18 protein-coding genes are annotated in these 21,410 nt (G+C 59.1%); 14 read left to right on the forward strand and 4 right to left on the reverse strand.

Features of this window, described 5'->3' with window-relative positions; translation table 11 throughout:
- The first annotated feature begins 149 nt into the window (after nt 1–149).
- Nucleotides 150–1,292 (forward strand): metal-dependent hydrolase, encoded by a 1,143-nt coding sequence (locus tag CWI75_RS09040; protein ID WP_146003572.1) that lies wholly within the window; start codon nt 150–152, stop codon nt 1,290–1,292.
- Here the strand turns inward: CWI75_RS09040 and CWI75_RS09045 are convergent.
- The 3 genes from CWI75_RS09045 to CWI75_RS09055 all read right to left on the reverse strand — a co-directional run bounded on the left by CWI75_RS09045 (nt 1,173) and on the right by CWI75_RS09055 (nt 6,187).
- Nucleotides 1,173–2,351 (reverse strand): pyridoxal-phosphate-dependent aminotransferase family protein, encoded by a 1,179-nt coding sequence (locus tag CWI75_RS09045; protein WP_206604681.1) that lies wholly within the window; start codon nt 2,349–2,351, stop codon nt 1,173–1,175. The two genes, CWI75_RS09040 and CWI75_RS09045, sit on opposite strands and share 120 nt — an antisense overlap.
- Before the next feature lie 70 nt (nt 2,352–2,421).
- Entirely contained in the window at nt 2,422–5,028 is a 2,607-nt protein-coding gene (ppdK, locus tag CWI75_RS09050; RefSeq protein ID WP_101521315.1) for a pyruvate, phosphate dikinase, read from the reverse strand.
- Between the two features lie 268 nt (nt 5,029–5,296).
- Nucleotides 5,297–6,187 (reverse strand): LLM class flavin-dependent oxidoreductase, encoded by an 891-nt coding sequence (locus tag CWI75_RS09055; protein WP_241521145.1) that lies wholly within the window; start codon nt 6,185–6,187, stop codon nt 5,297–5,299.
- Between the two features lie 223 nt (nt 6,188–6,410).
- On the opposite strand from CWI75_RS09055, the gene CWI75_RS09060 reads away from it, so the two are divergent.
- The 9 genes from CWI75_RS09060 to CWI75_RS09100 all read left to right on the forward strand — a co-directional run bounded on the left by CWI75_RS09060 (nt 6,411) and on the right by CWI75_RS09100 (nt 16,048).
- A complete protein-coding gene (locus CWI75_RS09060) occupies nt 6,411–7,436 on the forward strand; it encodes a TIGR03617 family F420-dependent LLM class oxidoreductase (RefSeq protein ID WP_101521184.1) in 1,026 nt (341 codons plus the stop codon).
- A gap of 92 nt (nt 7,437–7,528) precedes the next feature.
- Nucleotides 7,529–8,716 carry an acyl-CoA dehydrogenase family protein gene (locus CWI75_RS09065; RefSeq protein WP_101521185.1) on the forward strand — a complete coding sequence of 396 codons (1,188 nt, stop codon included), beginning with the start codon at nt 7,529–7,531 and terminating at the stop codon, nt 8,714–8,716.
- A gap of 13 nt (nt 8,717–8,729) precedes the next feature.
- Nucleotides 8,730–9,857, forward strand: coding sequence for an acyl-CoA dehydrogenase family protein (locus CWI75_RS09070; RefSeq protein WP_101521186.1), 1,128 nt, complete (start codon nt 8,730–8,732; stop codon nt 9,855–9,857).
- 66 nt (nt 9,858–9,923) lie between these two features.
- On the forward strand, nt 9,924–10,619 hold the full coding sequence (locus tag CWI75_RS09075) for a hypothetical protein (RefSeq protein ID WP_146003573.1): 696 nt from the start codon (nt 9,924–9,926) through the stop codon (nt 10,617–10,619).
- A complete protein-coding gene (locus CWI75_RS09080) occupies nt 10,598–11,734 on the forward strand; it encodes a hypothetical protein (protein WP_101521188.1) in 1,137 nt (378 codons plus the stop codon). The genes CWI75_RS09075 and CWI75_RS09080 overlap by 22 nt, the downstream gene beginning before the upstream one ends.
- 58 nt (nt 11,735–11,792) lie before the next feature.
- The gene (locus CWI75_RS09085) at nt 11,793–12,467 is read left to right on the forward strand and encodes a helix-turn-helix domain-containing protein (protein WP_101521189.1); all 675 of its coding nucleotides are present in this window, start codon (nt 11,793–11,795) and stop codon (nt 12,465–12,467) included.
- Between the two features lie 83 nt (nt 12,468–12,550).
- On the forward strand, nt 12,551–14,728 hold the full coding sequence (gene rlmKL, locus CWI75_RS09090) for a bifunctional 23S rRNA (guanine(2069)-N(7))-methyltransferase RlmK/23S rRNA (guanine(2445)-N(2))-methyltransferase RlmL (RefSeq protein WP_101521190.1): 2,178 nt from the start codon (nt 12,551–12,553) through the stop codon (nt 14,726–14,728).
- Between the two features lie 348 nt (nt 14,729–15,076).
- Nucleotides 15,077–15,532 carry an NAD(P)H-dependent oxidoreductase gene (locus CWI75_RS09095; RefSeq protein ID WP_101521191.1) on the forward strand — a complete coding sequence of 152 codons (456 nt, stop codon included), beginning with the start codon at nt 15,077–15,079 and terminating at the stop codon, nt 15,530–15,532.
- Between the two features lie 45 nt (nt 15,533–15,577).
- Nucleotides 15,578–16,048, forward strand: coding sequence for a PaaI family thioesterase (locus tag CWI75_RS09100; protein WP_241521146.1), 471 nt, complete (start codon nt 15,578–15,580; stop codon nt 16,046–16,048).
- On the opposite strand, the gene CWI75_RS09105 is transcribed toward CWI75_RS09100, so the two are convergent.
- Nucleotides 16,045–17,001: a LysR family transcriptional regulator gene (locus CWI75_RS09105; RefSeq protein ID WP_338152705.1), complete on the reverse strand. Its 957-nt coding sequence runs from the start codon at nt 16,999–17,001 to the stop codon at nt 16,045–16,047. The two genes, CWI75_RS09100 and CWI75_RS09105, sit on opposite strands and share 4 nt — an antisense overlap.
- Before the next feature lie 66 nt (nt 17,002–17,067).
- On the opposite strand from CWI75_RS09105, the gene leuC reads away from it, so the two are divergent.
- Genes leuC through CWI75_RS09125 form a run of 4 tightly spaced genes read left to right on the forward strand, consistent with a single transcriptional unit; the run spans nt 17,068 to nt 21,297 of the window.
- Nucleotides 17,068–18,501 (forward strand): 3-isopropylmalate dehydratase large subunit, encoded by a 1,434-nt coding sequence (leuC, locus tag CWI75_RS09110; RefSeq protein WP_101521193.1) that lies wholly within the window; start codon nt 17,068–17,070, stop codon nt 18,499–18,501.
- Complete coding sequence (gene leuD, locus CWI75_RS09115) at nt 18,498–19,157, forward strand: 3-isopropylmalate dehydratase small subunit (RefSeq protein ID WP_101521194.1); 660 nt, start codon at nt 18,498–18,500, stop codon at nt 19,155–19,157. Before leuC ends, leuD begins: the two co-directional genes overlap by 4 nt.
- A gap of 1 nt (nt 19,158) precedes the next feature.
- Nucleotides 19,159–20,238: a 3-isopropylmalate dehydrogenase gene (gene leuB / locus CWI75_RS09120; RefSeq protein ID WP_101521195.1), complete on the forward strand. Its 1,080-nt coding sequence runs from the start codon at nt 19,159–19,161 to the stop codon at nt 20,236–20,238.
- A gap of 33 nt (nt 20,239–20,271) precedes the next feature.
- Nucleotides 20,272–21,297 carry an aspartate-semialdehyde dehydrogenase gene (locus tag CWI75_RS09125; RefSeq protein WP_101521196.1) on the forward strand — a complete coding sequence of 342 codons (1,026 nt, stop codon included), beginning with the start codon at nt 20,272–20,274 and terminating at the stop codon, nt 21,295–21,297.
- Nucleotides 21,298–21,410: the final 113 nt, after the last annotated feature.

The raw sequence follows: 21,410 nt of genomic DNA on the forward strand, positions 1-21,410 counted from the left end.
GTTCAGGGCTTTGGCCCTGTTATAGTTAACATGAAATATGACCCGGCGTGGCACTTATCGTTCCGCAGGCCACGGCATTCAACGTCAAGGAGTGGAAACATGCAACACAGCGACACCCACTATGTGCAGAAAACTGTAAATGGTGATCAGTGGACCCGTTGACCCAGGGAGTCATCGGAGCGGCGCTACCGCAAGCTGCGGCCGGGCGCCGGCAGGTGCTGGTGGCCGGTCTTTTCGGTCTGGTTTCGGGAATGGCACCGGATCTCGACGTGCTTATTCAATCCTCGCGCGATCCGTTGTTGTTTCTGGAATACCACCGCCAGTTCACTCACTCGCTGGTCTTTATTCCCTTCGGCGGGCTTATCTGCGCCCTGGTACTGTATGGCCTTATCGGCCGCCGCACCGGTCTGGGATTTGCTCCAACCTTGTTGTTTTGTACGCTGGGCTATGCGACCCATGGTTTGCTGGATGCCTGTACTACTTATGGCACCCTCCTGCTTTGGCCGTTCAGTGACCAGCGTTTCGCCTGGAACAGCATTTCCATCATCGACCCGGTATTTACCCTGCCGATACTCGCCCTGGTGGTTGCCGCCGCAATCAGGAAACGGCCGTTACTGGCGCGATTGGCGCTGGTCTGGGGGCTGGCCTATCTCGCCCTTGGTGTGGTGCAGCGGGACAGGGCTATTGAAATGGGGCAGGCACTGGCGGCAGAGCGGGGACACAAGCCGCTGCGGCTGGAGGCCAAACCCAGTTTTGCCAACATCCTGGTGTGGAAAGTGGTTTACGAGACAGAGACGGAGTTCCATGTCAGCGCGGTGCGCCCATGGCCCTCAGCGGTGATCTATCCGGGCTCGGCAATCAGCAAGCTCGATATTGAACGCGATCTGCCGTGGCTGGACCCACTGAGCCAGCAGGCCACTGATATCAAGCGCTTCGCCTGGTTCAGTAATGGTTATGTGGCAACTGATCCGCGGCATCCTGATCGGGTAATGGATGTACGCTATTCAATCCTGCCCAATGAAGTCGCACCGCTGTGGAGTATTCAGCTGCGGCGCGACGCCAGTGACGATGCACACGTCGACTATCTGGTGCACAGGGATACCGGCGGCGGACGAGTGCAAAAGTTGTGGCAGATGCTCAGCGGCCAGCCCATCGCCAGGGAAGCCCTCGAGTCAACTGGCCAGTACGGCATTAGCCGCAGCCAGGGCGCGTTCGGTCGAGACTGCAAGTCCCTGCCTGGCGAGCGCAACGCCCAGTGCACTGAGGCACAGGGTGACATTGGTGGCGGTTGAGGCGTGCCCCATCAGGCCTATGCGCCAGGTTTTTCCCGCCAGGGCGCCGAGGCCGGCGCCGATTTCAAGGTTGAACTCAGTGAGCAGGGTCTGGCGCACCCCGGCGTCATCAATCCCTGGGGGAATCCGTACCAGGTTCAATTGTGGCAAGCGGTGGCTTGCGGCCACAGCCATTTCCAGACCCATGGCTTCCAGTCCGGCTACCAGGGCCAGGTGGTTGCGGTGGTGGCGGGCGTGACTGGCCTCAAGCCCCTCTTCGCGCAGCATCAACAGCGATTCATGCAGGGCGTATAGCGTGTTGATCGGTGCGGTATGGTGGTAAGCCCGCTTGCTCTCACCGCCCCAATAGCCCATGACCAGTTGCATGTCGAGAAACCAGCTCTGGACTTTTTGTGTTCGTGAGTTGATCCGCGCCACCGCCGCTGGGCTGAATGTGACCGGCGATAACCCAGGTACACAGGAGAGGCATTTCTGGGTGCCGGAGTACACGGCATCTGCACCCCACGCGTCGACCTGTAACTCGATACCGCCGAGCGAAGTGACGGTATCCACAATACTCAGCGCGCCGTGATCCCGGGCCAGGGCACACAAGGCCGCGGTGTCGCTACGCACCCCGGTGGACGTTTCAGCGTGGACAAAGGCGAGCGTGGTTGCCTCGGGGTGGGCGGCAAAAGCCGCGGCGACTTTGGCAGCACTGACGGGTTCACCCCACTCATCTTCCACCATGATCGCGGTGGCACCACAGCGCTCTACATTTTCCTGCATGCGCCCGCCGAACACACCGTTGCGGCACACGATTACCGTATCCCCGGGAGACAGCAGGTTGACGAAGCAGGCCTCCATACCGGCAGAGCCAGGCGCCGATACCGGCACCGTGAGAGAGTTCGTGGTCTGGAAGGCGTATTGCAGCAGGGTTTTTATGTCATCCATCAAACCGACAAAGAGCGGATCCAGATGACCAATGGTAGGGCGCGCAAGAGCGCCGAGTACGCGGTCAGGCACATCCGATGGTCCCGGGCCCATGAGGACACGGCGGGGAGGGAAAAAACTCTGGTTCATGGTACGGGCTCCTTGTTGACGGCTTAAAACAGCTACTTTGCAGTGTACGGACTACCAGCGGTAGCCGGCGCTACAGATCCAGTTCGCGCCGCACCTTGGCCTGGGCTGCAGCAATCCTGGCTACCGGCACCCGGAACGGGCTACAGGACACATAATCCAGTCCCAGGTCATGGAAAAACTGGATGGAGCGAGGGTCGCCACCGTGTTCACCACAAATGCCGTATTTGATCCCCGGCTTGCGAGCCCGGCTCTCGGTAACGGCCAGTTCCATCAGGCGACCGACCGCACGCAGGTCCAGCGATACAAACGGGTCGCTTTCCACCATCTTTTTTTCCAGGTACTGGGGCAGGAATTTACTGACATCATCCCGGGAGAACCCGTAGGTCATCTGGGTAAGATCGTTGGTGCCAAAGCTCATGAACTCGACCTCCGGCGCCAGCCGGTCCGCCCCCAGGGCCGCGCGTGGCGTTTCCATCATGGTGCCGATCTTGTAGGGAACCGAAATCTGTTTTTCCTGCACGACTTCCTGGATAACGCGGTCGATTATCTTGCTCACCAGGCGAATCTCGCGGACATTGATCACCAACGGAATCATGATTTCCGGATACGGTTTGAGACCTTCCTCGGTTGCCTTTACCGCGGCGCCAATAATCGCCTTGACCTGCATTTCGGTGACTTCGGGATACACCACCGACAGGCGGCAACCGCGAAAACCCAGCATCGGATTCACTTCCTTGAGGCTCTCTGTCATGGCCCGGATTTTGGCTACGGGCTTGCCGATGCGTGATGACAGGGCAACCATGTCCTCCTCCGTGTGCGGTAGAAACTCGTGCAGCGGCGGGTCCAGCAGGCGCACGGTCACCGGCAGGCCATCCATTACCCTGAACAGGTCCAGCATATCGCTTTCCTGGAACTGCAGCAGGATGTCCAGGTAGTGCTGCCGCTCTTCACGATTCTCGGCCAGAATCATGCCCCGCATCTGGTCGATACGGTCGCTTTCAAAAAACATGTGTTCCGTACGGCACAAACCGATGCCCTCGGCACCCAGCTCCCGGGCCTTGGCCGCATCCACCGGGGTTTCGGCATTGGCGCGAACCTTCAGTCGACGATGCTTGTCCGCCCAGGACAGGAGAACCTGGAAGTCATCACTGCTGCTGGCCTCGATTTTGGGAACATCGCCCAGCATCACTTCGCCGGCAGTGCCGTCCAGGGTGATGATATCTCCGCGCCTGATCACGACCCCATCGTCGGTGGTGGCGGTACCAGCGGGATAATTGATGGTCAGCGAGCCGCAGCCGGTAATGGCACAGACGCCCATGCCGCGCGCAACAACCGCGGCGTGAGAGGTCATGCCGCCCAGTTCGGTAAGAACACCGGCGGCCACCTTCATGCCGTGTATGTCTTCCGGTGTGGTTTCCCGTCGCACCAGCACCACGCTGTGTCCCTCGGCCGCGGTGGTAACGGCTTCCTCTGCAGAAAAAACCACCTGGCCGGTGGCACCGCCCGGGCTGGCGGGCAGCCCGGTTGCGACGATGGTGGTTTTCTGTGCCGGGTCGATCATCGGGTGCATGAAGGATTCAACATGTTCCGGCGAGACCCTCATCAGAGCTTCACGCTCGGTGATCAGGCCTTCGCGAACCATGTCCACCGCAATCTTGATTGAGGCGCGCCCGGTGCGCTTGCCGCTGCGGGTCTGCAGCATATACAGGCGACCCTCCTGTACGGTGAACTCCAGGTCCTGCATATCGCGGTAATGTTTTTCCAGCAGTGCCTGGGTGGCATACAGTTCGTCGTAGACTTCGGGCAGGCGCTCTTGCAGTGCCACCACCGGCAGCGGCGTGCGAGTACCCGCGACCACATCCTCACCGGCGGCGTTAAACAGAAACTCACCAAAGAAGCTGTGCTCACCGTTGGAGGGGTTGCGGGTAAAAGCCACCCCGGAACCGGAGGTGTCGCCAAAGTTGCCGAACACCATCGCCTGCACTGTCACCGCGGTGCCCAGGGTTTCCGGGATATTGTTCATTTCCCGATAGACGTGCGCACGCGGCGTGTGCCAGGAAAGAAATACCGCTTCCACCGCCAGCTTCAGCTGTATAAAGGGATCCTCGGGAAAGTTGACCAGGGTTTTGAAGATGCGGACAATTTCCTGCCAGTCTTGTGCAGACATTTCAACATCGTAGCGCTTGCCGTGTTCGGTCTTGTAGTGCTCTATCGCGTGCTCGAATTGTTCGCCATCTGCTCCCATGACGACAGCGGCGAACATCTGGATGAAACGCCGGTAACAATCATAGGCAAATCGGGGATTATCCGTCTTTCGCGCCAGTCCCGCCGCACTTTCGTCATTCAGTCCCAGGTTAAGTACGGTATTCATCATCCCGGGCATGGACACCGCCGCACCCGAGCGTACCGAGAACAGCAACGGGTTCTCCGGGTCACCAAAGCGGGCGCCCATCTCTCTCTCCACCAGGTCCAGGGCTACCCGGTATTCCTGTTCCAGCAATGCGGGGAGCTTGTTACCGGCTTGAAAAAATTCGCGACAGGTGGGGGTAGTGATAGTAAAGCCAAAGGGTACCGGGAGGCCCAGGGTGGTCATTTCGCACAAGTTGGCACCCTTGCCGCCGAGCAGGTCGCGATCGTCCTTGCTGCCTTCATTGAACAGGTATACGCGTTTGGCCATGGTTCCCCCGGTGTCTTTATCGTTGAATGCACGTGTTGTTGTCTTGCCACGGCTGGCTGCCAGGGCCACCCAGTGGTTGCAAGGCGGCGAGTATAGCCATAAAAAGTCCGTGCCGGGAGCGCGGGACAAGCAAAACCGGCATTACGATGTTTTTGTGTAGTTTAACTACCCAAAGACACGTGTGGGTGTGCCGATTGGCTACGGAAATAGCCGGGTCGGTAGTATTACTACCTGTTCCCGCCGGGGGCAGGGAAGAGGTAGCCGTGGCTCAGTGACCGCGTCGCGCGAGCAGGTCACTGAGGCGATCAATCTCTGCCAGGTCCGCAGTTGCCGGCACCAGGAACACCTCTTCACAGCCCGCGGCCTCGGCATTATCCAGGGCTTCGAGAATACGGTCTGGTGAGCTTCTGCTAACCGACTCAGCCATCATTTTCGCGACCTCGGGGCCGGCAATGGCGAGATACTCATAAACGTAGTCATAGAGCCGCTGTTGGCCATTGTCAGCCAGGGTGCACCAGAATCCGCCCAGGTGATAGGGCGGTTGTACCCGGCCGGCGGCGGCCCAGGCTTCATCTGCGGTACTGAAGGCCCGTTCCAGTTCAGCCCGGTTACCATCCCCTGACCACGCATACAGGCCATCGGCCCACTCGGCGCAGCGGGCGATACTCTTCGGCCCCAGGGCACCGGCCAGCAGTGCCGGGCCGCCGGGTGTCACAGGCGGTGGGCCGATGACGCCGGCGCCCGGAATAATCTCCTGCTGCGCCCAGACTTTGCGCAGTGTGGCTACCTGCTGATCCATGCGTCCGTAGCGTCCCTTGAATGGTGCCTCGACGGCGGCATAGTCCTGCTCCCGGCCACCGTAGCCCACACAGACCTGGGTAACCCTGCCACCTGACATGATGTCGAGGGTGGCAACTTCCTTGGCGACCTGGACGGCACTGTGCATGGGGAGTACGTAGAGGGTCGGGGTTATCTTTACCCGTTCGGTACAGGCCGCTGCTGCCGCCAACAATATTCGCATATCGTAGGTGGGCCCATGTACACGCTCGCCGCAGGACACACTGTGAAACGGTCCTTCGTCAACTCGCCTGAACCAGTTCATGTAGTCCTCGCGGGTAAGGCCCGCTTTCATATAAGGCAAGCAGATTCCGGTTTTCATAGTGTCTCCCATAGGTGTTATTTCCCCTATTATCACCCAGGCGGGTTATTCCCGCTGTATAAGACGTATGCCTATCTGAACCAGTGCCAGCACTCTGTGACAGCGGTAACAGGAGACACGTCTGCAAGCGTTCTGTAGATGGCGCAATGGTGCCGGCTGCGCTAACGTGGGCCGACACCGGATGATGTGTCGCAGTGACCGCGGTCAGCGGATGAGGAAAATAATGAAAATCGATGGACCATTTTACGCCCAGCTCGGCGGTGCGGCAGCAGAGGCCCGGCGACTGGCCGCAATCGGCTACGATGGTGTGTATACCCTGGAAGGCAGCTGGGATCCGTTTCTACCACTGGCCCTGGCGGCCGAGCATGCCCCGGGCATGGATATTGCGACAGGAATTGCGGTGGCGTTTCCGCGCAACCCGATGCACCTTGCCTATCAGGCATGGGATCTGCAGACCTATAGCCAGGGCCGGTTCCTGCTGGGTATTGGTTCCCAGATCAAGACGCACATTGAAAAGCGTTTCGGGATTGATTTCGATCCTCCGGCATCGCGGATGCGCGATTATATCCTGGCTCTGCGGGCTATTTTTTCCTGTTGGCAGGATGGCGTACCCCTTGCCTATGAGGGCCGCTTTTATCGACACACATTAATGACCCCGATGTTCAACCCGGGGCCGAATGCCTTTGGCGTGCCGCCGATCCTGCTGGGCGCGCTGGGCCCGAAGATGACGGAACTGGCAGGTGAAGTGGCGGACGGTCTGATTGTCCATCCTTTCAATAATGAGCGTTTTCTGCGCGACCACGCCCTGCCGGCCGTTGATCGCGGGCTGGTACTGGGGGGCAGGGCGCGTGCCGATTTTACCCTGCAGGTCAACGCAATAGTGATCACCGGCACCAGCGATGCGCAACGGTCGGCGGCCACCGCCAGCGTTCGTCAGCTACTGGGCTTTTACGGCTCGACGCCGGCCTACATTCCACCGATGGCCGCGCTGGGTTATGCGGAGCTGCAACCGGAACTCAATCGCCTGTCAAAACGTGGTGAATGGGATGCACTGGGCGCTCATATTGACGAGGAGTTCCTCGACGGTTTTTGCGTGCAAGGGCACCCCGGCGATATTGCCGGCCGCTTGCTGGCTCGTTATGGCGACTGTGCGGACCGGCTGGCGATTTATGCGCCCTATGCAGCCGATGACGGTATGTGGCGCGATATCATCAGTGATATCCGGCGCCTCTCCAGTGCGGCGGCTTGAACGATTACGACATAAACTTTGGCCCCGCCTGTCGCCTGTATGTGCTGCGCATGGCGGTTATGATCCAGCTTGAGATTGCCAGGGAGTGAAGGATGAAGATCCAGTTTACCGAGGCGCAAAGGGCCTTGCGAGATGAGCTGCGCGCCTATTTCAGCCAAATGATGACCCCCGAACTGCGCGCCGAATGCGAGCGTGATATGGGAGAAGGTGGCGGACCGTTATGGCGCGAGGCCCTGGCTCGTATGGGCCGCGACGGCTGGATAGGGCTGGGCTGGCCCGAGGAGTACGGCGGTCGCAGCCTGTCGCCGCTGGAACAGTTCGTATTCGTTGAGGAAGTGATGCGGGCCGGGTACCCCTTCCCGTTCCTGACCACGGAATCTGTCGGTCCCACCCTGGCCGAACATGGCAACGACTGGATTCGAGAGCACATTGTGCCCGCAATTCTGGCCGGTGAGTTACTGGTGTCCATCGGTTACTCCGAGCCAGCCGCGGGTACTGATCTCGCCGCTTTGCAAACCACCGCGGTGCGCGATGGGGATGACTGGATCATCAACGGCCAGAAAATGTGGACCTCACTGGCACACTTTTGCGATTACACCTGGCTTGCGGTGCGAACCGATCCCGACGCGCCAAAGAAACACAAGGGCATTACCATGTTCCTGGTGCCCAACAGTGATCCCGGCTGGAGTTGCACGCCGGTGCATACCCTGGGTGGTGTGCGCACCAATGCCACCTTCTATGACAATATCAGGGTTGGCGATGATCACCGGGTTGGCGAGGTCAATGGCGGCTGGAAACTCATTACCAGCCAGCTGAATCGTGAACGGTTGAGCCTGATCAATTTCGGTCCCATCTCCGAGCTTTTCAACCGGGTCGTGCAATGGGCCCGTGAAACAACCCTGCCCGGTGGTGCTGCAGTTGCCTCCCAGCCCTGGGTCCAGGCAAACTTCGCGCGCTGCCGTACCCTCATTGAGTGTATGAAGCTGATTGTCTACAAGCAGTCCTGGGCCATGACCGAGGGTACGCTGGGAATGGCGGACGCCTCGGCGGCCAAGGTCTATGGCTCCGAGGGCTTCATTGAAGTCTATCGCTACCTGGGTGAAGTTGTTGGACAGGCCGGTTTGTTGCGCAGTGATTCAGCCGGTGCCGATGCACTGGCCGGCAAGATTGAGCGTTTATACAGAACCTCCTCGATCATTACTTTTGGTGGGGGAACCAACGAAATCCAGCGCGATATCATATCCGCAGCGGGGCTGTGGATGCCTCGCGCCAGCCGCTAACCAGGGGACGACGATGGACTTTGGCTTTTCCGATGTGCAAGTACAAGTACAAACCCTGGCGCGCAAGATCCTGGATGACAAGGTCAGTCCCGCCACCCTGGCCCGGTATGACGAATACCAGCAGGAGCGGTTCGATCGCGATCTGTGGCGGACACTGCTTGGTGCCGGCCTGCCCGGCGTTGCGATTGCGGAACGGCACGGCGGTATGGGGCTCGGGTTCACCGAGCTGGGTTTGTTCATCGAAGAGCTGGGTCGCAGCCTGGCTCCGGTACCCGTATTGACCCACTGCGTGGCGGCGATGTTGCCCCTGCAGCAGTTTGCCCCGGCAGCGTTACAGGAGAGAGTCCTGCCCGCGGCTGCCAGGGGTGATGTGTTACTCACCGGTGCGTTCTGGTGGGGCCAGCCCGGGGTGCCCGACGATCCTGTGGATGCGACACTGGAAGCCGGGGGCCTGCGGCTGCGTGGCTGCTGTGAGGGTGTGCCTTTCGCCCTGCAGGCAGACAAGGTACTGCTTGCCGCTCGACATGCTGATGGAACGGCCATTGTGCTGCTGGACACCGCCGCGGAAGGGGTCGGCATGAGTCCCATGCAGGTTACCCATTTTGAACCTCACTATCGGGTCGAACTGCAGGATGTGCTGGTGCCAGCGGCGGATATCGTGTGCCATGAGGGTGGTGAAGCCCTGCTGGACTGGACCCGGGAACGGTGCATTGCCGCTCTGTGTGCCCAGCAGCTGGGTGCTGCTGACTACGCCATGCGCATGGCGGCAAGCTATACCAGTGAGCGCGAGCAGTTTGGTGTGCCGATCGCGACATTCCAGGCGGTCGGGCACCGAATGGCCGACTGTTACATCGACGTTGAATGCCTGCGGCTGTGTGCCTATCAGGCGATATCCATGCTCAATGAAGGCGGCGATGCGACAACAGAGGTGCAGATCGCCAAAATATGGGCCGGCGATGTAGGCCATCGGGTCAGCTACGCCTGCCAGCACGTGCACGGCGGAACCGGCATTGATCGCGATTATCCCCTCTGGCGCTATTGCCTGTGGCTGCGCTATAACGAAATGACGCTGGGAAACAGTAGTGCCCACAGTGCAGACCTGGGTAGTCGCCTGGCAGCGGGACAGGCGCTGTTCAACTGATATTCAACCGCTAAAAGCCCCGGGGCTACTGCTGCACCCGGGGTAGTCTGGGTTACACTGTGGTCAATGCCTGCGTACCCTTCATATCTTGTTCTTACGGCTGCCATCCTGCTGCTCTGCGCCTGTGCGCAACAAAAACCCGGAATCCAGCCGACGGCCAATCGTACCGGAGTGGATTTCAGTGGTACCTGGGCGCTGGACTACGGCCAGAGTGATAACATCCAGACGCGCCTTAATGGCATGGTCCGGGAGTTGCAGCGCCAGGCTGAACGCAGGGCACAGAACGGCGACACACGCGGTCCTGGAGCCAACCTGACGATTGGTAACGGTACCGACAGCGGCTCCTCCATTATCGGTCTTGCGCGGATGTCTGACCTGGTTACCCGCTCGCAACTGCTGGATATCGACCAGGATCCCCAGAAGATCCGGGTGCGTCGGGAAGACAATTTTGCCCTTGCCTGTGACTTTCACGACGGCAAGCCTGTTTTGGTGGAGACTCCACTGGGCCGCGAACAGTGTGGCTGGGAGGGGCACCAGCTGGCTTTCATAATCGCCTTGCCCGAAGGCCTGTCGATCCGGCACCGGCTAACCCTCGGCCCTGATGGTGAATGGCTCAACATCGCCACCACGGTGGTGTCGGACAGGGTCTCGTCTCCGTTCACCCTGAACCGGGTCTATCGGCGCATGGAATCCGGAGCAGCCGGTTACTCCTGCCGGCAAACCCTGACCCGAGGTAAAGTGTGCACTACCGAAACGCCCTGACAGGCTTGTTGCTCGCCGTTTTACTGGCAGCGTGCTCTGCTCCGCAAACCGTCGCGCCGCTCGCCTTCGATGCCAGCGCCTGGCCGGCGCGCGTCGGCGCCGTCGACCTGCAGCGCCTGGCCCAGGCACCTGCCGAGACCCTCGATATCGCCCTGGTCAGTTTTGATGCCGGTATCCCCGAGCGTAGCGCCGGGCTTAGTCGGCAGGGGATTTTCCCTGATATCCGCCAGGCCGAGGCGCGCTTCATCCCGGTGCGCCTGCGCCAGGTGTTGCAAAAAAGTAATGCCTGGGGCGTGGTGCGAGTGCTTCCGGAGCCGCAACTGGCGCCAGAGTTGCAAATTGAAGGCCGTATTGTGCACTCCGATGGAAGATACCTCGTTGTGCATGTCAAGGTACTGGACGCCAGTGGCCGCGCCTGGCTTGACGCTGTTTATGCCGATGAAAGCAGCGCGGCGGACTATCCCGTTGCGATGGACACAGACCCGTTCATCGATCTGTATCGTCAGCTTGCCAACGATCTGCTTGCGACCTTCCGCGGCCTCTCGAGCGAGGAGGTACTGCGTATTCGCCGGCTTGCGTTGTTGCGGCAGGCCAGTGCCCTCGCGCCACAAGCCTTTGGCCGATTCTTGCAGCGGGATGAAAACGGTAATTATCAATTGCAGGGACTGCCGGCGGAAGGTGATCCGATGCTGGCCCGGGTGCAGCGTATACGGAACCAGGAACACCTGTTTATCGATACCGTCGATGAGCAATATGTGGATCTGTTCCAGGCCATGCAGCCCACTTACAATCTGTGGCGCCAGTACGGACGCGAGCAAGCCCTCTACAGGGCCGACTACCAGCGTCGTCTGGCGCAGCGCGACAGCGCCGGTGCGCGCGGTTCCTACGCCGCCATGGAGCAAAGCTATAACGCCTACAGATGGAGTAAAATACAGCAGCAGGATCTCGAAGAGCTTGCCCGCGGATTCAATAACGAAGTGCAACCCACGGTGCTTGATGTTAGCGGCAGTGTGGTTCGGCTCAGCGGCAGTCTCGAGAGTCAGTACGATGAGTGGCGTCGGTTGTTGCAGGCCATTTTCGCGCTCGAAAGTGGGCTTCCCGGTACCCCACCGTGACTCCTGTACCGTACTGAATTTAGTGCCCGCGCCCCTTATTATCGGCTAAGCTACGCTAATGACAGACAAAAAAGACAATGTCGCCACCGAGGGGCTACTGGCCTCCCTGGCTCGATTGACAGGCCAGGTTGCCGGTGGCAGCCTGGAAATTGCCCGCAATACGGCGACCATGACCGCCATGTTTGGTGAAAACTGGTTGCGCGGGGCCTTGCTTAACACCATGGAGCCGGAGCGGCTAGAGGCCATGGCAGATGCTGGCCATTTTCTCCGCGATACCCGGGAAACTGCCGGATTATCCCTGAAACAGCTGGCTGACAGCCTTGGGCTGTCGGATAAATCCTTGCTTGAAGATGTCGAAAGCGGTGAAAAAGTGATGCCCCTGGAACTGGTGTTACGCAGCGCCAGCTTGTTGGCACGGCACGATCCCATTCCTTTCCTGATCAAATTCATGCGCACCTATAACCCGCAACTGGAGCAATCCGAGGTAATGGTGTTGCCACGGCAGTATGAGCGCGAGCGACGTTTTGTTAACCTGTACCGACAGCACGATATCCTGCGAACGTTGTCTGATGCCGAGCATGAGCGCTTCATAAGTTACATTGACAGCTCTGCACAGCTGGTGCTGGATTTGATGCAAAAGGAAAAGCTGGCAAATGCGGTATCCCCGGAATCCGTTCGCGAAAACAAGCCGGCCAAGGGTGCCGCGCGCAAGCGCAGCCGGCGCCAGGTGTAAACAGGCACCGCCATTACGGCTGCTCCTACCTCAAGGAATACATTAATGATCTTATCGCTGATACTCGCGCGGAATCTGCAGCAATGTCGATAACCGCGCCCCGGCAGTGGTTTGCCACCTGCCCCAAAGGCATTGAAGGCCTGCTCCTCGACGAATTGAAATCCCTGGGTGCAATAACAGCGCGTGAAACCGTAGCCGGCGTTCATTTTGATGGGCCGCTGGCGCTGGGTTATCGCGCATGCCTGTGGTCGCGGCTGGCCAACCGGATCCTGCTACCACTGGCCCGCATTGAGGCCCAGGATGCTGATGAGCTGTACCGCGGGCTTATGACCGTTGCCTGGGATGAGGTGCTGGGTCCCGAGCAGACCTTCACTATCGATTTTACCGGTGAGAATGCCCATATCCGCAATACCCAGTTCGGTGCCCAGCGCTGTAAGGATGCTATTGTGGACTGGTTTCAACAGCGCACCGGCCAGCGACCCTCGGTCGATCGCAAGGATCCCGACCTGCGTTTTAACGTGCGCCTGTCCCGACACGGTTTTTTGCTGGCGCTGGATATGTCTGGTGGTAGCCTGCACCGGCGCAACTATCGACTGCAGGCGGGTGCCGCACCCCTGAAGGAAAATCTGGCGGCGGCGGTTTTGCTGCGCGCCGACTGGCCGGGCATGGCTGCCCGGGGCGGCGCGTTGATCGATCCCATGTGCGGTTCCGGTACCCTGCTCCTCGAAGGTGCGATGATGGCCGCGGATATCGCTCCCGGACTACACCGCCCGCGCTTTGGTTTCGAACGCTGGAGGGACCACAATCCGCTACAGTGGCAGGCGCTACTGGCTGATGCACAGGGCCGGGCTGCGCGGAGCAGGCAGCTGCAATTGCCGGAAATTCGCGGCTATGACGCCGATCCCAAAGTGGTGCGCATGGCCCAGGAAAATATTGCCAGGGCCGGGCTGGAATCAGTCGTACGGGTTAGCTGCAAGCCTTTATCGGAGCTGCAGAAGCCCAGCCACATGCCGCTACCGCAGGGACTGCTGGTATGCAACCCGCCCTATGGCGAGCGGCTGGGCGAAAAGGCCAGTCTGCGCTATCTGTACCGCCAGTTGGGCGAAACCATGCTGCGGGAGTTCCCGGGTTGGCAAGCTGCCGTATTCACCGCCGATAATGACCTGGCGCGGGCCACCGGCCTGCGCAGTCACAAGCAGTACAAGCTCTGGAATGGTGCGCTGGAGACCACGCTGTTGCTGTTTGACCTGGCCAACAATCGGCTTAGTGAACCGAAAAGTGGTGAACGGCAACCGGCCATATTACCCGGCGGCGAGTTGTCCGCGGGGGCGCAGATGTTCGCCAACCGGGTGCGCAAGAACCGGCGTCGGCTATCGGGCTGGGTCAGGCGCGAGGGTGTGAGTTGTTACCGGTTGTACGATGCCGACATGCCGGAGTATGCGGTGGCGATCGATATCTATGGTGAGCAGGTACACGTTGCAGAATACCAGGCCCCATCCGGTGTCGATCCGGAAGCGGCGGCAACCCGCCTGCAGGAAGTGCAGGCGGCGCTGCCGGAAGCGCTTGCAGTAGCCCCGGGAAATATCGTCTACAAGACGCGTCAACGCCAGCGCGGTGATGAACAATACCGCAAGCAGGGCGACAGCGGTGAAATGCATACGGTGACGGAGGGGCGCGCGCAATTACTGGTAAACCTGCGCGATTACCTGGACACCGGCCTGTTTCTGGATCATCGACCATTGCGTTTGCGTCTTGCCGCAGAGGCTGAGGGCCAAGATTTCCTCAATCTGTATTGTTACACCGGTACTGCCACAGTGCATGCCGCGCTGGGTGGTGCCCGCAGTACTACCAGCGTGGATCTATCCAATACCTATCTGGGCTGGCTGCGCAAGAACCTCGCTCACAACGGCCTGGACGAGAGTCGCAACCTGATCCACCGCGCCGACTGCCAGCAATGGCTGCACACCTGCGAACAGCAGTTTGACCTGATACTGCTGGATCCACCGTCTTTCTCCAACTCAAAGAAACTGGACGATGCGTTTGATGTGCAGCGCGATCACGTACCGTTGCTGCACGCCGCCATGGCCCGGTTGCGACCTGCGGGCGTGCTGTATTTTTCAACCAATCGGCGGGGCTTCAAGTTGGATGAGGAGGTGCAGGAAACGTATTCATGTGAAAACATTACCCGTGAGACCCTCGATCCCGATTTTCAACGTAATGCCCGTATTCATCTCTGCTGGCGTGTCACTCGGCTTGGGTGAGGGTTAGCAGACTGTTGGGCGCTGCAAGGTAAGTGTCCGCAAACCTTGCGAGTGCATTCTATCCACATCTGAAAAGGTGGAATAAGTCAAGACATTGACTCTGCAAAGATTGCCAAGCTACTTTATGTCATGAGTTTATAGCATTGATTGATAAGCATTTATTGTGATTTTTCCCGGCAAATATAAATTTGGGAGCGGTTGTCGGCCAGGGTCCGGTCCTGGTACCGGATTATTTGTCCCCACAGTTATCCACAGATCGAGCTGTGGATAACTGTGGCGGGTGACCGGTTTTGACGATTCTGGCCGCGACCGGTTTGGCAACAGGCTCAAAGAACAAGGATTGGAACCATGACCTCGCTGCTAATTGTGTATCACAGCCAGAGCGGTACCAGTGCCAAGCTGGCAAGAGCCTGCTGGCGTTCGGCCTGTCGTGTCGAAGCCGTTGCTACCCGAGTGTGCAGGGCCTGGGATGCGGGTACTGCCGATATCCTTACCGCTGACGGACTGATTCTGGTGGCGGCCGAAAACTCCGCCAGCGTCAGTGGGGGAATGAAAGACTTTCTCGATCGAACTTTTTATCCGGTTGCGGCAAGCGGGCGGGTGCTGCCTTGCGCGCTGCTTGTTAGCGCTGGTAACGACGGACGCGGCGCACGGCAACAGGTGGAACGTATCCTCTCCGGTTACCCCATGCGCCTTGCCATGGCCACGAGTATCTTTCGCGGAGAGTTCACGGCGCTACACCGACAGCAGGCGGCAGAACTTGGCGAGGGGTTTGCCACCGGACTCGAAATGGGCATTTTTTAATACTACGGCCGTTGTTGGCGGAACAGGGATACCACGGAGATCAGGATGACGATGAGCGATAACAATGGCGCGGTGCCCGCAGGGTATGAGCCGCTGCCCACGGGGCTGGGCTTCACCGATTTTTTGCAACCCAGCTACCGACGGCTGACCGGGGAAGCAGTCAGTTTCGGGATCCTGGTGCAAAAATCGCATTGCAATATCATGGGTATTTGCCACGGGGGAGTGATCATGACGCTTGCCGACATTGCAGCAGCGACTGGTGTCAACCATGCCTGTGGGCGACAGGCCGGAAGCCCGACAATCAACCTGGCAGTGGACTTCATTAACGCGGGCAAAGAAGGTGACTGGTTACAGGCTGATGTGGCCCATGTCTCCATCAAGCGCCGCTTCGGCTTTTGTAATGGTTTACTGACTGGCCCCCGGGGAGTTGTTGCCCGTTTTAACGGTACGTTCTACCTGCCCGATCACGATGGTATCTGGAAACAACCGGCCAGCGATGGCGTTGAGGCTGGCTAGCAGGGTGGGGCGGGCGCCCCGATTGCTGCGGGCTTGGCCATGCCATCGCCGAAGGCTTGTAAAATTGCCATGAAAGACTGCGCCGCCCGCGAAAGGCTGCGACCCCGGTGGTGGATGCTGCCGAGGGTCCTGTCGATGGCAATACCTTCCACTGCCAGCGGCGACAAGCCTTTATCCAGCATGTTTCGCGGCAATACAGTCCAGCCCAGTCCCACCTGCGCCATCATGCGGATAGTTTCCAGGTAGTTGGTGGCCATGGATACCTGCAAGGTTAAATCGTGGTCCGCGAATAGCCGCTTCACGATCTGGCCGGTATAGGTACCCAGTCCCGGCAGAATCGCCGGGTGCCGGGCCAGCTCAGCCAGGGTGCAGGCCTGGTGTACAGCCAGAGGATGTTCGCTGGCGGCCATGAACACCAGTGGGTCGTGCCACACCGGATGGCTGACCATGCTGCTTTCACCGGCCGGGGCCAGTGTTACCACTGCCAGTTCCAGTCGCCCCTGCATAATCAGGTCGTAGGCCTGCTCCGAATCCATAAAATCGATATCGAGCGCAACCCCGGGAAACGCCTTGCTGAAGGCACTCAGTACCGGGGGTAAGCGGTGCAGCCCGATATGGTGGCTGGTAGCAATACGCAGGTCTCCGGCAACCGCACCGGAGAGATCGCGTACCGCCTGCTCGGCACTGTATAGCTGCTGAATGATGGTCTTGGCGTGAGGTAGCAGCGCCACGCCGGCTTCGGTTGGTGTAATGGTACGCCCGATGCGATCAAACAATTCACAGCCAAGCTGCTGTTCGAGCAGGGCTATGCGCTTGCTCACTGCGGGTTGGGTCAGGTGCAAACGTTGCGCGGCAGCGGAAAACGAACGCTCTTCAACAACCAGTAGAAAAGTGCGGAGAGTCTGAATGTCCAGTTTATGATTCCTTGAGGGAATGGAATGTATAAAAATAATAAATTTGAGTTATCTCTTGGTCAAGCTTAAAATAGCAATTCATTAGCGTTGCCCGGAGAATCACCCATGGCTGGCAAAACCCTTTATGACAAATTGTGGCACAACCATCTGGTAGAACAGCGGGACGATGGCTCGGCGCTTATCTATATTGATCGCCACCTGATCCACGAGGTGACCTCGCCCCAGGCTTTTGAAGGCCTGCGCCTGGCCGGCCGCAAACCCTGGCGTCTCGATGCCAACCTGGCGGTACCCGACCACAACGTGCCGACCTCGACGGAAGAACGCGCCGGTGGCGTAGCCGGCATTCTCGACCTGGTATCGCGACTGCAGGTGCAGACGCTGGATGATAACTGCCTCGCTTTCGATATTACCGAAATCCCGATCAATGATATCCGCCAGGGTATTGTTCACGTTGTGGGCCCTGAACAGGGTGCAACCCTGCCGGGAATGACCGTGGTGTGCGGTGATTCCCATACTTCCACCCACGGTGCCCTGGGCGCCCTGGCCCACGGTATTGGAACTTCAGAGGTGGAGCACGTGCTGGCCACCCAGTGCCTGATCCAGCAGAAGATGAAAAACCTGCTGGTGAAAATAGACGGTCAGCTGGGCCCCGGGATTACCGCCAAAGACGTCGCCCTGGCGGTGATTGGTGAGATAGGCACGGCCGGCGGTACCGGGTACGCCATTGAGTTTGGTGGTGAAGTGGTGCGCCGCATGAGCATGGAAGGGCGCATGACCATGTGCAATATGTCGATTGAGGCGGGCGCGCGCATGGGCATGGTGGCGGTCGATGACTGCACGCTCGACTATGTGCGCGGACGCCCTTACGCCCCAACAGGTGCCAACTGGGACGCAGCGGTTGCTGCCTGGCGCGATTTACACAGTGATGCCGATGCCGTGTTTGATCGCGTGGTGAGCCTCGACGGCGCAGCGATCAAGCCCCAGGTCACCTGGGGTACGTCGCCGGAAATGGTGCTGCCCATTGATGGCGTACTTCCCGACCCGGCTGCCATTGGCAATCCTGCTGCCCGCGAGGCCGTGGAGCGTGCGCTGACCTACATGGGCCTGCGCCCGGGCATGGCGATTACCGATATACGCCCCGACCGGGTATTTATCGGTTCCTGTACCAATTCCCGCATCGAGGATCTGCGAGCCGCTGCCGAGGTCGTGCGCGGTCGCCGGGTCGCTGCCAGTGTCAAGCAGGCACTGGTGGTGCCCGGCTCCGGGCTGGTCAAGGCACAGGCCGAGGCCGAGGGCCTGGACGCCATATTCATCGCCGCCGGAATGGAGTGGCGGGAACCCGGCTGCTCCATGTGCCTGGCCATGAATGCCGATAAACTGGGAGCGGGGGAACACTGCGCTTCAACCTCGAACCGTAATTTCGAGGGTCGCCAGGGATTTGGTGGCCGGACCCACCTGGTCAGTCCGGCCATGGCGGCTGCGGCCGCGATAGCAGGCCATTTCATCGATGTTCGCAGCTTGCAGGAGACCACAGCATGAAGAACTTCACCGTTCTGGACGGCCTTGTGGCGCCGATGGACCGCGCCAATGTCGACACTGACATGATCATTCCCAAGCAGTTTCTCAAGTCCATCAAGCGCAGCGGTTTCGGCCCCAACCTGTTCGACGAAATGCGCTATATGGACGAAGGCCAGCCGGGGGAAGACTCCAGCAAGCGGCCGCTCAACCCCGATTTCCCACTTAATCAGGCTCGCTATCAAGGGGCTTCAATTCTGCTGTCACGGTCCAATTTCGGTTGTGGATCCAGTCGTGAGCACGCTCCCTGGGCACTGGAGGATTATGGCTTTCGTTGCATTATTGCACCCAGCTTTGCCGATATTTTCTACAATAACTGTTTCAAGAACGGGGTGCTGCCGGTAGTGCTGGATGCGGAGAGTGTTGAAATCCTGTTTCAGCAGCTCTATGCCACCGAAGGCTATCACCTGGTAGTGGATCTGGAGCAACAGCAGGTGTGCTGTCCCGATGGCGAGGTGTTTCACTTTGAGGTCGACAGCTTCCGCAAGCACTGCCTGCTCAACGGGTTGGATGATATAGGCGTAACCCTGGAAAGTGCGGAGACCATTCGCCGCTTCGAGGCCGGGTGGCGCCGGCAGTCACCCTGGTTATTCGGTTCCATGACTGTGGGGGAACGCTGATATGGCAGCGCATATTCTGGTTTTACCGGGGGACTACATAGGCCCTGAAATCATGACCGAAGCGGTCAGGGTACTGGAGGTTGTGAATCGCCGTTTTAACCTGGAGCTCACCTGGGAGGAGGGCCTGCTGGGTGGCGCAGCGCTGGATGTCCACGGTGTGCCATTGCCCACCCAGACCATGGAGCGCGCGCGAGCCGCCGATGCTATTCTTCTCGGAGCCGTCGGTGGGCCGAAGTGGGATGCGGTAGAGCGGCATCTGCGCCCGGAACGGGGATTGTTGGGGCTGCGTTCGGAGCTCGGGCTTTTTGGCAATTTGCGCCCTGCAATTCTCTATCCCCAGCTTGCCGAGGCCTCCAGCCTCAAGCCCGAAGTGGTAGCGGGGCTGGATATCCTGATAGTGCGTGAGCTCACTGGAGGCATCTATTTTGGCGAGCCGCGTGGCATTCGCGTTCTGGAAAACGGTGAACGCGAGGGATTCAACACCTATGTCTACAATGAGTCCGAAATTCGCCGCATCGGTCACCTGGCATTCAGCCTGGCTCGCCAGCGCGATCATCGGGTGTGCTCGGTGGATAAAAGTAATGTGCTCGAGGTAACGGTATTGTGGCGGGAGGTCATGGAGGAAGTGGCCCGGGACTATCCCGATGTCACCCTCAGTCACATGTATGTGGACAATGCTGCAATGCAGCTGGTGCGAGCACCGAAACAGTTTGATGTCATGGTAACCGGCAACATGTTCGGCGATATCCTCTCGGACGCGGCGGCCATGCTGACCGGCTCGATCGGTATGTTGCCGTCCGCCTCGCTGGACAGGAATGGCCGGGGGATGTACGAACCCTGTCATGGTTCGGCACCTGATATTGCCGGAGAGGGCAAGGCCAATCCTCTCGCGACCATCTTGTCGGTGGCGATGATGTTACGCTATACACTGGCGAATCCGGAGGCCGCCGCCGCCATTGAGCAGGCGGTAAGCACAGTACTCGATCAGGGTTTGCGAACCCCTGATATTCAGCGCGCTGGGGTCGAGGCGGTGTCGACGTCCGCAATGGGCGATGCAGTCGTCGCCGCACTGCGAACCTGATCCAGCGCCCAACAAACCAAAAGAGGTAAGACAATGGCAGAAGCATATGACGTCGCCGTAGTTGGCGCCACCGGCGCAGTCGGTGAGACCATGATATCCATTCTCGAGGAGCGCAATTTCCCGGTGCGCAACCTGTATCCCCTGGCCAGCGCCCGTTCGGCGGGCAAGACCATACGCTTCCGGGGCAAGCAAGTGATGGTCACTGACCTGGCGGAATTCGATTTCAGCCAGGCACAGATTGGCCTGTTTTCCGCAGGTGGCAGTATTTCCGAGGAGTTTGCCCCGAAAGCGGCGGCAGCGGGTTGTATCGTTATCGATAACACGTCCCATTTTCGCCGCGATGAGGATATTCCGCTGATTGTGCCGGAAGTGAATATTGAAGCACTGGCCGGATATACAACGCGCAATATCATCGCCAACCCGAACTGCTCCACCATTCAGATGCTGGTGGCGCTGAAGCCCATTTATGATGCGGTGGGTATCGAGCGAATTAATGTCTGCACCTATCAGGCAGTGTCCGGCACCGGTAAAGAGGCGATTGACGAGCTCGCAGGGCAGACCGTGAAGCTGTTGAACGGACAGGATATAGAGTGCGAGGTCTATCCCCGGCAGATCGCCTTCAATGTGCTCCCTCATATTGATACCTTTGAAGATAACGGCTACACCCGGGAAGAAATGAAAATGGTGTGGGAGACCCAGAAAATACTGGGCGACGCAACGATCAAAGTTAATCCGACCTGTGTTCGCGTGCCGGTATTTTTCAGCCATTCGGAGGCGATCCACATTGAGACGGTCAACAAGCTGTCTGCGGCAGATGCCCGGAAATTACTGTCCGCTTTTCCCGGTATTACCGTGATAGACGAACACGTCGATGGCGGCTATCCGACAGCGGTGACCGACTCCGCCGGCAAGGACGATGTTTTCGTCGGCCGCATCAGAGAGGATATTTCACACCCGCGAGGTCTGGACATGTGGGTTGTGGCAGATAATGTGCGCAAAGGTGCCGCCCTCAATAGTGTGCAAATTGCCGAGAGCCTGATTCGCACTTATCTTGATTAAAGACTTGCGTTAAAACATACTTGCGATATCTTCAGTTGGGTCGGTAATCGCGGGCGAAGTGGGCGCCGGTGTGTATCTGGAGACTGGGTAGGCCACATCTTGGCTTGCAGGGG

The sequence above is a fragment of the Kineobactrum sediminis genome (assembly GCF_002868715.1).
In the GTDB taxonomy this organism is placed as follows: domain Bacteria; phylum Pseudomonadota; class Gammaproteobacteria; order Pseudomonadales; family Halieaceae; genus Kineobactrum; species Kineobactrum sediminis.

Bases quoted from the DNA above. Each gene is read 5' to 3' on its own strand.
- CWI75_RS09045 (WP_206604681.1), bottom strand. From the start codon at position 2,351: ATGAACCAGAGTTTTTTCCCTCCCCGCCGTGTCCTCATGGGCCCGGGA.
- ppdK (WP_101521315.1), bottom strand. From the start codon at position 5,028: ATGGCCAAACGCGTATACCTGTTCAATGAAGGCAGCAAGGACGATCGC.
- CWI75_RS09055 (WP_241521145.1), bottom strand. From the start codon at position 6,187: ATGAAAACCGGAATCTGCTTGCCTTATATGAAAGCGGGCCTTACCCGC.
- CWI75_RS09060 (WP_101521184.1), top strand. From the start codon at position 6,411: ATGAAAATCGATGGACCATTTTACGCCCAGCTCGGCGGTGCGGCAGCA.
- CWI75_RS09065 (WP_101521185.1), top strand. From the start codon at position 7,529: ATGAAGATCCAGTTTACCGAGGCGCAAAGGGCCTTGCGAGATGAGCTG.
- CWI75_RS09070 (WP_101521186.1), top strand. From the start codon at position 8,730: ATGGACTTTGGCTTTTCCGATGTGCAAGTACAAGTACAAACCCTGGCG.
- CWI75_RS09075 (WP_146003573.1), top strand. From the start codon at position 9,924: ATGCCTGCGTACCCTTCATATCTTGTTCTTACGGCTGCCATCCTGCTG.
- CWI75_RS09085 (WP_101521189.1), top strand. From the start codon at position 11,793: ATGACAGACAAAAAAGACAATGTCGCCACCGAGGGGCTACTGGCCTCC.
- rlmKL (WP_101521190.1), top strand. From the start codon at position 12,551: ATGTCGATAACCGCGCCCCGGCAGTGGTTTGCCACCTGCCCCAAAGGC.
- CWI75_RS09095 (WP_101521191.1), top strand. From the start codon at position 15,077: ATGACCTCGCTGCTAATTGTGTATCACAGCCAGAGCGGTACCAGTGCC.
- CWI75_RS09100 (WP_241521146.1), top strand. From the start codon at position 15,578: ATGACGATGAGCGATAACAATGGCGCGGTGCCCGCAGGGTATGAGCCG.
- leuC (WP_101521193.1), top strand. From the start codon at position 17,068: ATGGCTGGCAAAACCCTTTATGACAAATTGTGGCACAACCATCTGGTA.
- leuD (WP_101521194.1), top strand. From the start codon at position 18,498: ATGAAGAACTTCACCGTTCTGGACGGCCTTGTGGCGCCGATGGACCGC.
- leuB (WP_101521195.1), top strand. From the start codon at position 19,159: ATGGCAGCGCATATTCTGGTTTTACCGGGGGACTACATAGGCCCTGAA.
- CWI75_RS09125 (WP_101521196.1), top strand. From the start codon at position 20,272: ATGGCAGAAGCATATGACGTCGCCGTAGTTGGCGCCACCGGCGCAGTC.